We start from the raw sequence: 15012 nt of genomic DNA, 5'->3' as shown, positions 1-15012 counted from the left end.
AATTTTAAGAGATGAATACACTAACAATACTTGCCTTATCTTGGCAGCATATCCTGATCGTAGCCATACTTTTGGTATTACTATTTGGAGGAAAGAAAATTCCGGAACTTATGAGAGGGGTAGGTTCAGGAATTAAAGAATTTAAAGATGCGGTAAAGGAAGAAGACAAACCAGGTTCCGAGAATAAAACGTCTTCTACGAATAACAACAACCCTTCCGGTAACTAAATTCCTTAGAATTAATGAATTTCACTGAGACTGCATGGAAAGTCTTCAATCAATGTATTGAAGACTATCACGTGTCTGATGACGTTAACGCTCTAATTAATAACCCATTCGAAAAAGATACTTTGGAACGGATTTTGTATGCAAAGAACTGGATTGATACCGTTCAATGGCATCTGGAAGATATTATTAGAGATGAAAATATTGATCCGGTTGAGGCTCTTCAACTGAAGAGAACTATAGATGCTTCCAATCAGAAAAGAACTGATCTGGTAGAATATATAGACAGCTGGTTCCTTAATAAGTTTGAAAATATAACTCCGAAATCTGACGCAAAAATAAATACCGAAACTCCCGCCTGGGCTGTAGACAGACTATCTATTCTTGCATTGAAGGTTTATCATATGTCATTAGAAGCCAATAGAGAATCCGCATCTGAAGAGCACCGAAACAATTGCCAGGCAAAACTGGATGTATTGCTTGCTCAGAAAGAGGACCTATCAACTTCTATAGATCAGTTGCTTACTGATATTGAAAACGGTGACGTTAAGATGAAAGTATACAAACAAATGAAAATGTATAACGATGAAAGTCTTAACCCAATCCTTTATCAAAAAGGGCAACAGAAATGAAAAGACTAGTTTTTTTTGGAGTACTGATACTATTAACATCTTCCTGCGCAACGGAGAAGTTTAACCTTTCCCCGCTGTCTAATAATTTTTATAGTGAAACAAAAGGCTCTGATTCTGACAGAGGCTCAAAGAAGAGTTTTAACATTAACATTAAAGAAAATGTAAACGCTTCTGAAATTTCAAATCTGATTTCAACTTTTCCAAAATTCAAGAATGACGGACTAAACGAAGAGATAACCAGTTTGAAATACAGCCTTCAGAATTATTTATATGCTATCGATGCCAATAATTCTACAGGCAAAAGCAGAGCCCTTAAAAGCTTCGAAAAATCTTATAAAAAAATTCAGAAATCAAGACAGAAACTGGACAAAGATGATGACGAAGTTCTCAACAGATACCTGGTTCGTTTAAAAACCAATGTTTCTGTTATTGAAGATGCTTTACCAGGAAGTTAAAAACTAATTCAACTATCAATGATTAAAATTCAGGCGGAAGCCAATGTTCCTACAGAACACGGCACATTCCGAATGATCGCTTTCTCCGAAAATGAAAACGACTGGATGCCCCACATGGCTATCGTGGCAGAAAATACAGATTTCTCAAAACCAGTCAATGTCCGTTTTCATTCGGAATGCATTACAGGAGAAGTTTTCCATTCAAAAAAATGTGAATGTGGCCAGCAATTAGATGCTGCAATGAAATACATTCATGAAAACGGAGGGATCATTATCTACCTTCGCCAGGAAGGTAGGAATATCGGAATCATCAATAAGCTAAAAGCATACTCGCTACAGGAAAAAGGACTGGACACCGTACAGGCCAACCTTGAATTAGGACTTCCCGCCGATGACAGAAACTTTGGCGTAGCGATTGAAATCCTCAACGTACTGGAAGTGAAAGATATTAACCTTTTGACCAATAACCCTGAAAAGGTAAAGTATGTGGTGGACAGTAATGTTCATCTTAATTCAAGAATACCATTACAGATTCCTGCGAATGAAATAAGTAAAGGCTACCTGCAAACCAAAAAAGATTTCTTTGGACATCTCCTGGATGACAATGACAATTAAATAAATAAAAGCTTCAGAAAAAACTGAAGCTTTTTTATTTAAAAAAGTTATCCGGCAAAGGATACATTCTTTTATCAGATATTGGTTACGCAAGGAATCATTCAAATCCTGTTGTCTGTTATTCCATTTTTTGTCTACCAATCAAAAGCCCCGGAAGAATTCTCCCGGAGCTTTTTTTAATTATAAAAAACTGAAAAGATATTTCTTACTTTACTTTTGTCGAAGGAACATTAGAATCATTAAGATTATAATATTTCACCACGGCATTATAGTCGTTGTAATCAACAGGAGCTGTTGCACTTTTAGCTGCAGCGGTCTTAATAAGTACAATTCTGAATGTCTGATTATTCAAATAGGTATTTGCTTCCACATTCGTCATTGTATTCTGATCAAAATTCGCACGGGTTGTAATATCTATATTTCCTGCATTGAAAGTATAGTTATAATCCAATTCTCTGCCATTAGTCAGGAAGTAAGTTTTTGGAATAAGCTGCCATTTTGCAGAAAGGTTTGAATTTGAATTTTCGTTTCTATATACAAGAACTACCTGGCTAGATGACGCATCAATACCCTGATGGATAGTCCAGTCAGCATTATTGGCTCCGGTGAAAGTTCCTGTAATGTCTCTCATTGGAGAAGGATTATCCTGTACCACTACATTATCATCACTATTATCACAGCTATAAGATAAAAAACCAATACCTGCTAGTAATATAAATGGAAGAATTTTTTTCATTTTTATAAAGTTTAGTTATTATTTATATTGCGTATTCAAATCATATACCAAAAATTTCAAAAACGTTGTTTTCGTCATTTTTTTAATCGTATTTTTGTTCTTATTCAAAAAGTCATGAGGAAACTAATATATACTTCACTCTTTATTGCAGCATTGGTAAGTCCTAAGGTTAAGGCTCAGTACCAACCTAAAAATGCAACTAAAGAAGATTTGAAAAAAGCTCAGCAATGGGTGGATAAAACGTACAAAAATCTTTCTCAGGATGAAAAACTGGGCCAGCTCTTTATCGTGGCGTTGTATACCAACAAGGGTGAAGACTATATCAATCAGGTCAGAAATATTGTGACACAGGATAAAATCGGTGGTTTAATCCTGATGCAGGATGATGCGGCAAGGGAGATCAATCTGGTTAATGAATTCCAGCAAAAGTCCAAAGTCCCTTTAATGATCGGAATGGATGCGGAATGGGGATTATATCAGAGGATTGCAACCGCCCATAAATTTCCATGGGCCATGACATTGGGAGCTATCCAGGATAAAAACCTGGTTTATCAGATGTCTGCAAAAATTGCAGAAGACTGCCACAGAATGGGAATCAATTGGGATTTCGCTCCGGTAGTTGATGTGAATACCAATCCGAATAATCCTATTATCGGGAACAGAAGTTTTGGATCTGAGGTATCCAACGTCATCAGCTCTGCCCTCTCCTATTCTAATGGCCTTCAGGACAACAATATACTGGCGGCTATTAAACATTTTCCCGGTCATGGTGATACCAGTACGGATTCTCACCTTGATCTTCCGGTAGTTTCTCATTCTCTGGACAGGCTTGAAGCAGTAGAACTTGCTCCTTTTAAGGAATTAATGGATAAGGGAATCGGAGGTGTAATGGTGGCGCATTTATATGTACCAAGTTTAGAATCAGGAAAAGGAATTCCGGCTTCTGTTTCTAAAAACATCATTACAGGAGTATTGAAAGATAAATTGGGATATAAGGGTTTAATTATTACGGATGCATTGAATATGGGAGCCGTAGCCAATAAGTATAAACCGGGTGAGCTGGATGCAATGGCATTTAAAGCAGGAAATGATATTATGCTGTTCTCCCAAGGGGTTTCCGAAGGAAAAAAATTAATTCAAAAAGCAATTGACAAGGGAGAAATTCCTCAATCCAGAGTGGAGGAAAGTGTCAAGAAAATACTTTTAACCAAATATTTTCTGGGGCTTACCCAGTACACCCCGAAAAATCCGGAAAATATCAATGCTGACCTTAATAATGATTCTCATAAGGCATTAGTTCAAAATTTATATTCCAACGCCTTAACTTTATTAAAGGATGATAAAAAACTGCTTCCCATCACCGGAAAACAGGTATACTATATTCCTTTGGAGGAAGCTCCGTACCAGACTTTTGCCAATAGATTGGGTACCAACGTCATCATTAAAAAAGCCGCTGAGATCAATACAATTCCCGCAGGATCTACCGTGATTGTTGGTTTCCATAAGGATAATTCAACGGCTTACAAGCCTTATAAGATATCAACGGAGTCAAAAAAAGTCCTTGCTGATCTTACTAAAAATCAAAATGTGATTCTTACTGTGTTTGGAAGCGCTTATGCTTTAAAGGATATTGATATTTCAAATGTTTCAACAGTGCTTGTAGCCTATGAAAACAATGATGATTCAATGAACGCCACAGCTGATGCATTAAACGGAAAAACAAAAATATGGGGTAAGCTTCCTGTACTGGTAAACGACCAGTTAAAAGCAGGTATGGGAATAGATTTTACCCCTGCCTTATAACAACATCAAAACAACAATAATCTAATGAAAATAGGCATACTTTGCTATCCTACCTACGGAGGAAGCGGAATTGTAGCAACAGAGCTGGGAATGTCCCTTGCCAATAAAGGATATGAAGTACACTTTATAAGCTCTGCACTTCCTGCAAGATTAGACATTACGAATCCTAATATTTTCTTTCACCGGGTGAATGTTCAGACTTATCCGCTTTTCCAGTATCAACCTTATGATATTGCGTTGAGCTCAATGATATACCGGGTTGTCAACCTTTATAAACTGGATCTGCTTCATGCCCATTATGCTATCCCTTATGCATATGCAGCATTTACAGCTAAGCAGATGCTTCAGGAGGATCATAATGACATACCGCTTGTAACCACCCTTCATGGAACAGATATTACCCTTGTGGGGCAACATCCGAGTTATAAGCATGCAGTAGAGTTTTCCATCAACAAATCGGATGCTATCACCTCAGTTTCTGAAAGTCTGAAAAAAGATACTCTTCAGTTTTTCAATATCAAAAAGGAAATCCAGGTGATTACCAATTTTATTGACAATTCTGAATTTGATGACTGCTCTGAATGCCAGAGAACCCAGTTTGCGAATCCTGATGAGAAAATATTGATCCATGTGTCTAATCTCCGTCCTGTAAAACGAGTGGACGAAGTTCTGCAGATTTTTAAAAACGTAGAGAAGAAAGTAAAATCAAAACTGATTATCATCGGAGAGGGTCCTGATATGGAAAAGGTGAATCAGTTCCTGGAAGAAAATCCGGATCTTATTTCCAAAATCCGTCTTTTAGGAAAAGTAAATGATCTTTATAAGATTCTTCAGCTTTCGGATGTATTTCTGCTTCCTTCAGAGCAGGAAAGTTTCGGTTTGGCAGCCCTTGAAGCTATGGCGGCTTATACTCCGGTCATCAGCTCCAATGCAGGCGGGATTCCGGAAGTAAATATACAGGGGGAAACAGGATTTTTAGCAGAAATCGGAAATGTGGAAGCTATGAGTAACTACACCATTAAATTGTTGAGCAATGAAGAGCTTTTAACCAAAATGAAGCAAAACGCGAAAGATCAGGCGGTAAAATTCGATTTGAAAAACATTCTTCCTATCTATGAAAAAATGTATAGGACAACGATAGAAAATTTTAAGAAAGAGCTGACGAAAGTATAATATTTCTTTATATTTACCGTCACACTTATGACGGAAAAATTGCTTCAATATCTTTGGAACTATAAGGTTTTCAAACATTTTGACTTCAAGGATATTGAAGGCAATTCCGTTGAGATCATCCATTTCGGAAAATGGAATAAAAATGCAGGACCGGATTTTCTGGATGCCAAAATCAAATTCAATGGCCTTATCCTTGCCGGAAATATAGAGCTGCACGTGCGGTCTTCCGACTGGATTTTCCATAACCATTCCCGGGATCCAAATTACCAGAATATTATTCTGCATGTTGTTTTCGAACATGATTTGGAAATCAACGAACTTACCGGCAGGAATGTTCCTGCTCTTGAACTGAAAAATTATATTGATGAAAGCATACTGTGGAAGTATGAAAAGCTTTTACCGCAAAATCAGTTCATTGCCTGCGAAAATATTTTTGATAATACAAAAATCCCTGTCAATTTCCATGAAGAGAATATTCTGAAAAAGCTGGATGAAAAATCGTTGGAGCTTGAAGAGCAGCTCATTGTGCATAAAAATAATTTTGAAGCCGTTTTATTTCACAGTTTTGCCTACTCTTTCGGCTTAAAAGTAAATGCCTTTATTTTCAGACAGATCGCAGAAAGTGTCGATTACAGTATCATCAATAAAATCCGGCTGAACCCTTTACAACTGGAAGCGTTATTTTTCGGTATTGCCGGATGGCTGAATATTCCTCAGGACGGGCAAATGAAAATATGGAAGAGGGAATTTGAATTTATTAAGGCAAAATTCAATATTGCAGACCTTCAGTTTTATCCTAAATTTTTAAGGTTAAGACCGCCTAATTTTCCAACAATTCGTCTATCTCAACTGGCTGACCTTTATAGCCGGCACCAAAATTTATTTTCAAAAATAATCCATGCACATCATACCGATGAATGGTATAGCATTTTTAAGTCTGTAAAAGCTTCGGAGTATTGGGATTATCATTTTAATTTCGGGACCCTGTCAAAAGCTCAGCCTAAAATATTAAGCCGGGATTTTATTGATCTTCTGATTTTAAACACAGTTCTTCCTTTAAAATATGCTTACCACAGATATCATCGTGAAGAAATTACTGACGAGATCATGGAATTTTATGAGCAAATTTCTGCAGAAAAAAATTCAGTCGTCACAGGCTGGAAAAATCTGGGAATACATGTAAATAACGCTTTAGAAAGTCAGAGCCTGATTTATCATCATAAAAATGCCTGTGAAGAAAAAAATTGCTTAACTTGCAGTATTGGATTTAAACTTTTAAACGAAAATTGAAATGTTTGATAACATCCGTCATAAAATGGAGAGAGAATGGTTTGGTGTACTGACAAGAATGGGGGCTAAACTAGGGATTCCCGTTTCTAAACTGAGAGTCTTCTTCATCTATTCCACTTTTGCCACAGCAGGCTTTTTCTTTTTAATTTACTTGGGTCTGGCATTCACACTTTGGATTAAAGATATTTTTATTACCAGAAGGCCAAGCGTTTTTGATTTATAATTATGGAATTTTCACCTATTACTTCTGCAGCGGACCATAGAGTCCAGGAAATCTATGCGTCTTATATCAACACATTCCCTATTGACGAGCAAAGAAGCAAAGAACTGTTTTTGACCTTATTTTCAAATGCCCGGGCAAAAGTAATGTCTGTCCTTCATGAGTCTCAACCGGTAGGTTATCTCATTTTATGGGAGCTCAGTTCTTTTGTTTTTGTAGAACATTTTGAAGTGTTTGAGGCTTTCAGGAGCAAAAAATTAGGTTCACATATTATGGGACATTTATTGGAAAGCTATCCAAACATTATCCTGGAAATTGAGCCTGCAAATCTTAACGAAAATGCTGAGAGACGCTATTCTTTCTATCAGAGAAACAGCTTTAGCCTGATTGACAGCACTTATGTACAGCCAAGCTATGGAGAGGGAAAGAAATCTTTACCTTTATGGCTCCTTGCCAATTATTCTCCTGAAAATGTAGAAGAGATTAAAAATGAGATTTATAATATTGTTTATCCTTAAAAAAATATAAACACCGGAATTCCTCCGGCATTTTATATTTTTTTAAGTTTTGGCTAAAGCCAGAAGGATTCTTTTTTAATAAACGGGCTAAAGCCGTTTCTATTGATATACAATGACTTTTTTTTAACTTCTTAGTTTACTTCATATTCCAGTTTTATCGTAATACTGGCTTCTTTTTCTTTCGATGAAGTATTGAAGGTTCCTCCGTAAGAATAGTCTTCATTTGAATTGGGTGCTGTAATCTGGATCACGCCCATTGTTGCCTTTTTGAGGTTTCCAAGGCTGCTTCCCGAGTTTTGCGCAATTTTCTCTGCGCGCTCTTTTGCATCTTTCGTAGCACTGGCAATCATCTCCTGCTTTACAGTAGCCAGCTTAGTATAAAAGTAAGAAGGGGATGATGAAGTAAATTCTATTCCCCGATTGATAATTTCGGTAATATTCCGGGAAAGGTTTTCGATTAAAGCAACATCTTTACTTTCAATAGAAACTTTCTGGGTAAGGTTGTATCCTGAAAATTCACCCTGCACGTAATTGCCGTTAGCATCATTATAGCTTCTGAACTGCTTTTGAATATCTACGGATGAAAATACAATTTCATTTTGCTTTATCTTTTTGGAGAGCAGATAGTCATTAATAACTTTCCGATCTAATGCGAGCTCATCATAGGCTGATTTCAGGTCAATATTATTTTTAGAAAAGCTTCCGGACCAGGTAATCAGATCCGAGGTAAACTGTTTTGTTCCTAAACCTGTAACGGAAATTGTATTTTCTGATTTATTCCTGTTTTTGATAGCATTGCCCAAAAAACCGAGACCTATGATAAAGCCTAAAGCCGCTATTGCTACTGCAATAATATTTTTATTCATAGAATTTGTGGATTTGATTGATTTCAATTGTAAAGCATCAATTACTATTCCAAAATTTTAAGATTTTTTAACATTACTTCCCTTGGCCATTCTATCAAGGTAAAGCGGGATAGTTTCTTCCAGCCTGAGCAAAACGCCCGATACATTCCTGCCCTTTACATAAGTTCTTACCTGAGGCTTAGCTCCAAATGAAAATTCAATAAATTCCGAAATCCGGTCGGCCGGAATTCCTGCTTTTGTAAAATATTCGTCTTCTACCCTGTTTCGGATCCAGGCGATATGTTCCTGCAAATCATCATATCTGTATAATCTCTTCTGCCGCCGGGCTTTTCCACTGATAAGGTCGTATACTCCCTGTACATTCAGGTTTCCCAAAAGGATAGGTAATAAGACCTGTTTTACTTCTGCCGGCTTTTCTCTCATCTTTCCCACAGGTTGTGGCAGCCCAACTGCATTTCTTACCAATTCTCCCTTATCTGTTTTTGCAACTATTCTGGAATCTTCATTCAAATCCCCGGTTAGCTTTTTTACAATTTTCACTTCCCCGATTTCTTTGGGAATCTGGAAAAGAGTAATCAATAATGGAGAATTAATTCCATCTGTAAGGACTCTGCGGGAGACCCTTCTGAAATCTTCTTTTACAAATCTCAATTCATCATTGGCGGAAGCTTCAATAGAAAACTCACCCTGTGAGTTGGAATATACCTTTTTATCTGTAGCCATATTGATAATTGTTACGGCACTTAAACTTTCTCCATTATCATCAATAGTTCTCCCCGTAACTATTTGCTGGGAAAATAAACAATTGCAAATAAAAACCAGGAAAAAAAACATTTTCCCTTCATATGCATTTCTGATATTTTTAATCACGTCCGGCTTTCTTAATTAAAGTTTTAATATACCCAATTACATTCCAATCTTATTGGTTTTACGATATTCAGCGAAGGCTTCTTTAATTTCAGCTTCTACAACGGATTTATTAAAATCTTTTCTGTATTTTCTGGCCAGCTGCTTTGTATCGTCAGCATACATCAGAAATGCATCAATCTCATCCTCTCCCATTCCGTACTTCCTTAGAAAATCAAAATTAATTTCTTTTCTTATCCTTGTCATAAAGATCCGTGTTTCATTATAAGTAGGTTTTGTAATTTTAGGTTTTGTAGCTTTTTTAAATAATCCCGCCGCTGCGCTTAATACACCCATAACATCTACCTGCCCCGCATTGAAATCAAGCCCCCTAAAAGTTTTCGAGATCGATCGATCGGGCAATGGTGCATTCAACGGGCTTTTCATATATATCTCCAGGTCTGATTTAAGGCCGGAAATCCTCCTTGATCCATCAAGGTGTTTGCTATCCCTTTCCAGGTTTCCCGTGGGTTTATAGGCAATTTTCACTTCCGGGATTTCTATTTCGTTTTTTTTAAGAATAATAAGTAAGGGCGTATTGAAGTCTTCATTCGAAATCTTCTTGTCTGAGCGATAATAACCTTCTTTTACAAATCGTATTTCATCTTTCTCTTCCGCATCTATAATAAACTTTCCCGAAGCATCACTAAATACGCTTTGCTGTTTGGAAACATTTAGGACCAAGACAGGATTGATATTGATATTGCTGTTATCGGTAATGATTCCCGTTATTTTTTGCTGTGAAAATACTGCGGTGGATATTAGGAATACAGCAGTACATAAGCTTTGTTTACTATACGTTTTCATTCCGCTTATCTTTGAGTCTGAGGAGCTCTGTAAGAAGAGATCCTTGTCAGTACAAAACGCTGAAATCTATTCAGATCCGCATCGCTGCAAAATCCATATTTCAATATTTTTTTTCTTTCAAATCCGCCGGCAAAAACGTAATAAATAAAGTGATCAATCTGTGGCTTTTCTATTTTAAGATCGGTAAAATATTCATCACCCAGGCTTGCCCGCAAATATTTCATCAGGTCTACATCATCCCATTTATCTTTCACTTTTCCAATAGAAAATCCTTGTCCTTTCGGCTGTACAAATTCTCCTGGTCTTGCTGCCAGTACCCGGGGATCTGTTTTTTGTGCAATATACCGGTCGATTTCTTTAGTAAGCTTTTCCACTTTTCTGGAGGGCCCGAAATTTCTGGAATCTATTTTTAAATTACCAGTAATTCCTTGTTTTACTGCAACTTCAGGAATCTGAATAGTTCCTCTTACAAGGGTTATATTCATTGGAGATTGTACGTTTTCCGGGGTAACTTTTTTCATCAAACGGTCATAACCTGCTTTTACAAAACGGAGTTCATCTCCTGCCCTGCCGGAAATCATAAAATGGCCATCCCTGTTGGACATTGTCATTTCGTCGGTTCTGATATTGATCACGGTAACATCCTGCATTTCGGCTCCGTCTTCGGAAGTTACCTTACCAAAAATATAACTTTGGGCTTGGGCTGATATACAAAAAATAAGGAATAAAAAAAAGAATAGTTTAAGTTTCACAGGTTATTTTTTATAAAACAAAGCTAAAATTATTTTTAATGTTCACCAGAAGTTTAACCACAGTTAACGCCTTTTAGTATTTCTTTTTGATTTTTGCATTGAAAACTGTTAAATAGCCGGATATAATTGTTAAATTTTCTTTTAAATTTTAGCTAACTTGCAGTCTCAATTCCAGTTTTAACAATGCAAAATTCTTATACAGTCATCAACGCATCCGCAGGATCAGGAAAAACTTATGCCCTGGTTCAGAGACTTCTGATGATCTGTCTCCGGTATCCTAATCAGCAACAGTCGATCAGGAATATTCTCGCCCTGACTTTTACCAATAAAGCAGCCAATGAGATGAAGGAAAGAATTTTGTCCTGGCTGGGGAATTTCTCTGCTAATAATTTTGCAGAAAATGCAGATCTTAAAAATATTCAGAAAGCGTTTGAAGATCAGGGTTTGAGAATCACCATTGACGAGCTTCACATTCGTTCTAAAAAGCTGCTGGATTATATTCTCCATAATTATTCCACCTTGAACATCGGAACCATTGACCGTTTTAATTCAAGATTGGTAAGAAGCTTTTCCTATGAATTGGGCCTAGCCAAAAATTTTAATCTTGAAATAGAAGCTGAACCGTTTCTGATAGAGGCTGTGGATAAAATGCTGGACCAGATTGGTGAGAACGAAACCATTTCCAATTCTTTCATGGACTATGTAGATTATAGCCTTGAAAACAATGAAAGGATTAACCTCAACAAAAACCTTTATGATTCTGCAAAGGAATTTGTAAAAGATATTCATTATGAACATCTGAAAAACAACAATAGTTTTAATGATACCCATTATGAAAATATAAAAAATACTCTCCGTAAAGAGATTATTCTCCATAAGAAACAGTCTGCAGAACTTGCTGTAAAATCTGTAGATCTATTCAAATCCAGAAATATTGAGATTGAAGATTTTGCCCAGGGAAAAAACGGGATCGGAGGCTTCTTCATCAAAGTTATTGATTTTTACCAGCAAAAGAGGCCCGCTTTCCCCTTCCCTACTACCCAGGAAGAATCCGTAGTTAATAATTACAAAAAAGGCGCGTCTTCAAAATCAAAACATAAAGAGTCTGAAATTCTGGAAATTCTGGACCAGCTTCTGGAGAACAGGATGCAGCTGATTCTCTGGCATATTGAAACGCAAAAAAAAGAAAAAGTTTTATCTGCCCTACTTCCACTGAAGGTAAACAAAGACATTCAGGACGAACTCAAAAAAATTGAGATAGAGAATGACCTGGTTCTTCTTTCAAAGTTTAATATCCTGATTAATGAAAACCTTAAAAATGAGCCTTCTGCATTTATCTACGAAAAAGTAGGAGCGCAATTCCTGCATTACTTCTTCGATGAGTTCCAGGATACTTCGGAATTGCAGTGGCAGAATTTTGTTCCCTTAAGGGATCACAGTGTCTCTACAGAATATACTTCCTTTACTTTAGTGGGTGATCCTAAGCAAAGTATTTACAGATTCCGGGGAGGCGAAAGCAAGCTGATGCTGGATATTATCAATAAAAAAGAATTTTCTCCCAAAGAAGCTGATCTGCTTGTGTTGAAAGACAACTGGAGAAGTGCCAGGAATATTGTTCAATTCAATAACGAACTTTACCGTTTTCATTCTGAAGGACTGGAAGAAGAGCACCGGAATATTTTTGGAACTGATGCTGAACAAAATCCGAAATCAGGGATTGAAGGGAGAGTAAAAATAAACCTCATCGAAAATCTCACCAACGAAGAATTCTATGATGATACATCGGAAAGAATGAGAAAAGATATTCAGGAATGCCTGGATAATGGCTTTAAGTTCTCTGACATTACGATTCTTTGCCGCGGAAATTTTGATATTTTCAGTTATTCCCAAAAGCTGGGAAACTTAAAAGTGACCTACCGCGGAGAGGAAACCAATATCAGAACCATTTCTGATAAAGGACTTACCCTGGAACTTTCCAATACCTTAAAAGCAGTTATTGAATTTCTGAGATGGGAAATTAACCCTAAGAACAAGCCGTGTCTGATCATGATGATGTATTATCTGAATGCACTGGGTAAAATTCATATGGCGGATTTTACACTGGAAATGAAGGAAATCTTAGATATTCAGGGGCATGAGGAAACTCTTCAGTTTATTGAACAAAAATATTCGCTTCAGCTTAAGCAGGATAATTTCCCGAGATTCAATCTTTATAATTTTGTAGAATATTATATCAATGAATTTTCTGTAGAGAATAAGGAAACCGATTTTCTTTTAAACTTCCTGGAAATGCTTTTTAATTTTACCCAAAATGCAGGCGCAAGCACAAAAGAATTCCTGAAATACTGGGATGAGGAAGCGTCGTCCTATACGATCCAGGCATCGGAAAATATTGATGCTATCCAGATTATGACTATTCATAAGTCTAAAGGACTGGAGTTCCCAATCGTTTTTATTCCCATGATGAACAAAAACCGGGACAATGAGTTTACCAACTGGTTTGATACTCATGAAAATGAGGCATTAAAATCTGTGAATATTAACCAGTTCAGTAAAAATCTTGAGGCTTATGATGAAGAAATACAGGCATTCAACAAGAAAAACGCCTATAAAAACCTGATCGACAGGCTATGTCTTCAGTATGTTGCCACCACAAGGCCTGTGGAACAGTTATTTTTCTACCTCCAAAAACCTAACAAAACTTCTAATAATCTTGAACTGCTTGATTTTTTAAAAACCAGGAATACAAATGATGCAGATGAGTTTGACTTGTATGAAGTACGTCCGGAAATACTGAAAAAACATTCAAAAGATAAAAATTCACCTTTTCAAACACAAAATATCCACAATCTCAAAAATATCAACGAAAAGAGTACTTCAATAAAGATTGCCACGCCATCTAAAAATTACCAGGTCCGGAACGAAAAAGTAAGAATCGGGCTTTTCGTCCATGAGCTTTTATCCAAAATCAATACAGAAAAAGATATTGCCAGGGTTTTGGAAGGCTATGTTCTGGAAGGTCAGATCACCCTGGAAGAAAAAGATGAGATTCAGGGAACTTTACAGGAAATTGTACGGACCTACGCTGAGTTTTTCGATGAAAAATGGGAAGTGATCAATGAGCGGGATATTATGATCTCAATGAATGGAGAGAGTCATATTTCCAGACCCGACCGTATTTTAAAAAGTGAAGACGGATATATCATTGTTGATTTTAAAACAGGGGAGCAGAAAACCAGGGACGAAGCCCAGATCGAAGGATATAAAAACATCCTGGAAAGTTTGGGAAGAAAGGTCCTTAAAACCCAGATTATTTACCTTTAATCCTGTAGGATTGTCGTAGAATTACGACATCAAATCGTAAAACTACGACAAAAATTGAAAGTTACCTTTAAAAATTTTTACAGTTAAGTAAAGAAATATACATTTGTAATACAATTACTAAAGCATATTATATTAATTAACCATAAAATTTACAATCATGGCAGGAAACTCAAGAGGAATTTTAAAATTCAACGGAGGTGAAGGTCAAAAACTGTTAAACCTTCATTACAGTGTATCAAGATCTACCGATGTATCCGGACGTGTAGCATCGGATCCATCTAATGCATTGATTAAAATAACCGTGGAAGCTACTGAAAAAGCTGATATTTTGGAAAGCTTATTAAACGGGAAATACAAACCTACCACAGGAGAGGTTACCTTTAACAAATCCCATGAAGAAGGAACACTGATTACTTTAAGCTGGGAAAACGGATATGTTATTCAGCATGAAGTAGATTTCGATGCTGTTGATAGTAATAGTATGCTGATCACATTCATTGTGAGTGCAGAAATTATCCGTTACGGAGGCTCCGAGTATAACGGTCTGTGGCCTACTCCTTAATCTTGTCTATCAAAAAAATAAACATGATCATCCTTATTTTTAAGGATGGTCTTTTTGTCTCTTTATTATCCTGTAAATAAAAAGTTCGTTCTATGACATGTACCATATTTCCAGATACAGAAAGTCGTA

Annotated in this window: 16 protein-coding genes; 11 read left to right on the top strand and 5 right to left on the bottom strand. The window is 36.6% G+C overall.

Annotation, left to right across the window (positions count from 1 at the left end):
• The first annotated feature begins 11 nt into the window (after window positions 1-11).
• Genes OK18_RS10750 through ribA form a run of 4 tightly spaced genes read left to right on the top strand, consistent with a single transcriptional unit; the run spans window position 12 to window position 1926 of the window.
• Window positions 12-227 (top strand): twin-arginine translocase TatA/TatE family subunit, encoded by a 216-nt coding sequence (locus OK18_RS10750; protein WP_053327994.1) that lies wholly within the window; start codon window positions 12-14, stop codon window positions 225-227.
• Between the two features lie 14 nt (window positions 228-241).
• Window positions 242-856 (top strand): DUF4254 domain-containing protein, encoded by a 615-nt coding sequence (locus tag OK18_RS10745; protein ID WP_050020689.1) that lies wholly within the window; start codon window positions 242-244, stop codon window positions 854-856.
• Complete coding sequence (locus OK18_RS10740) at window positions 853-1311, top strand: hypothetical protein (RefSeq protein WP_050020688.1); 459 nt, start codon at window positions 853-855, stop codon at window positions 1309-1311. The genes OK18_RS10745 and OK18_RS10740 overlap by 4 nt, the downstream gene beginning before the upstream one ends.
• Window positions 1312-1329: 18 nt before the next feature.
• Complete coding sequence (ribA, locus tag OK18_RS10735; protein WP_050020687.1) at window positions 1330-1926, top strand: GTP cyclohydrolase II; 597 nt, start codon at window positions 1330-1332, stop codon at window positions 1924-1926.
• Window positions 1927-2131: 205 nt separating this feature from the next.
• Here ribA and OK18_RS10730 read toward each other — a convergent pair whose 3' ends face one another.
• The gene (locus OK18_RS10730; protein ID WP_053327993.1) at window positions 2132-2662 is read right to left on the bottom strand and encodes a hypothetical protein; all 531 of its coding nucleotides are present in this window, start codon (window positions 2660-2662) and stop codon (window positions 2132-2134) included.
• A gap of 114 nt (window positions 2663-2776) precedes the next feature.
• Between OK18_RS10730 and OK18_RS10725 the strand changes: the two genes are divergently transcribed.
• From OK18_RS10725 to OK18_RS10705, 5 genes are read left to right on the top strand one after another with little or no spacing between them, the layout of a single operon-like run.
• Window positions 2777-4465, top strand: a complete 1689-nt coding sequence (locus OK18_RS10725) for a glycoside hydrolase family 3 protein (RefSeq protein ID WP_053327992.1) — start codon at window positions 2777-2779, stop codon at window positions 4463-4465.
• Window positions 4466-4489: 24 nt separating this feature from the next.
• Complete coding sequence (bshA, locus tag OK18_RS10720; protein WP_050020684.1) at window positions 4490-5638, top strand: N-acetyl-alpha-D-glucosaminyl L-malate synthase BshA; 1149 nt, start codon at window positions 4490-4492, stop codon at window positions 5636-5638.
• Window positions 5639-5665: 27 nt separating this feature from the next.
• Window positions 5666-6928 (top strand): DUF2851 family protein, encoded by a 1263-nt coding sequence (locus OK18_RS10715; protein WP_053327991.1) that lies wholly within the window; start codon window positions 5666-5668, stop codon window positions 6926-6928.
• 1 nt (window position 6929) lies between these two features.
• Complete coding sequence (locus OK18_RS10710) at window positions 6930-7151, top strand: PspC family transcriptional regulator (RefSeq protein ID WP_034712816.1); 222 nt, start codon at window positions 6930-6932, stop codon at window positions 7149-7151.
• A 2-nt stretch (window positions 7152-7153) separates the two neighbouring features.
• Window positions 7154-7666: a GNAT family N-acetyltransferase gene (locus OK18_RS10705; protein WP_053327990.1), complete on the top strand. Its 513-nt coding sequence runs from the start codon at window positions 7154-7156 to the stop codon at window positions 7664-7666.
• Between the two features lie 131 nt (window positions 7667-7797).
• On the opposite strand, the gene OK18_RS10700 is transcribed toward OK18_RS10705, so the two are convergent.
• The 4 genes from OK18_RS10700 to OK18_RS10685 are packed head-to-tail and all read right to left on the bottom strand — an operon-like array spanning window position 7798 to window position 10997.
• A complete protein-coding gene (locus OK18_RS10700; protein ID WP_053327989.1) occupies window positions 7798-8532 on the bottom strand; it encodes an SIMPL domain-containing protein in 735 nt (244 codons plus the stop codon).
• A 57-nt stretch (window positions 8533-8589) separates the two neighbouring features.
• The gene (locus tag OK18_RS10695; protein WP_228377591.1) at window positions 8590-9402 is read right to left on the bottom strand and encodes a carboxypeptidase regulatory-like domain-containing protein; all 813 of its coding nucleotides are present in this window, start codon (window positions 9400-9402) and stop codon (window positions 8590-8592) included.
• Between the two features lie 36 nt (window positions 9403-9438).
• Window positions 9439-10245, bottom strand: coding sequence for a hypothetical protein (locus tag OK18_RS10690; RefSeq protein WP_053327988.1), 807 nt, complete (start codon window positions 10243-10245; stop codon window positions 9439-9441).
• Window positions 10246-10250: 5 nt separating this feature from the next.
• On the bottom strand, window positions 10251-10997 hold the full coding sequence (locus OK18_RS10685; RefSeq protein ID WP_053327987.1) for a carboxypeptidase-like regulatory domain-containing protein: 747 nt from the start codon (window positions 10995-10997) through the stop codon (window positions 10251-10253).
• Between the two features lie 183 nt (window positions 10998-11180).
• Between OK18_RS10685 and OK18_RS10680 the strand changes: the two genes are divergently transcribed.
• Window positions 11181-14321, top strand: a complete 3141-nt coding sequence (locus OK18_RS10680) for a UvrD-helicase domain-containing protein (protein WP_053327986.1) — start codon at window positions 11181-11183, stop codon at window positions 14319-14321.
• A gap of 157 nt (window positions 14322-14478) precedes the next feature.
• On the top strand, window positions 14479-14883 hold the full coding sequence (tssD, locus tag OK18_RS10675) for a type VI secretion system tube protein TssD (protein ID WP_174441953.1): 405 nt from the start codon (window positions 14479-14481) through the stop codon (window positions 14881-14883).
• Window positions 14884-15012 lie beyond the last annotated feature (129 nt).

The sequence above is a fragment of the Chryseobacterium gallinarum genome, from assembly GCF_001021975.1.
In the GTDB taxonomy this organism is placed as follows: domain Bacteria; phylum Bacteroidota; class Bacteroidia; order Flavobacteriales; family Weeksellaceae; genus Chryseobacterium; species Chryseobacterium gallinarum.
This window is presented reverse-complemented; position numbering and strand designations above follow the sequence as displayed.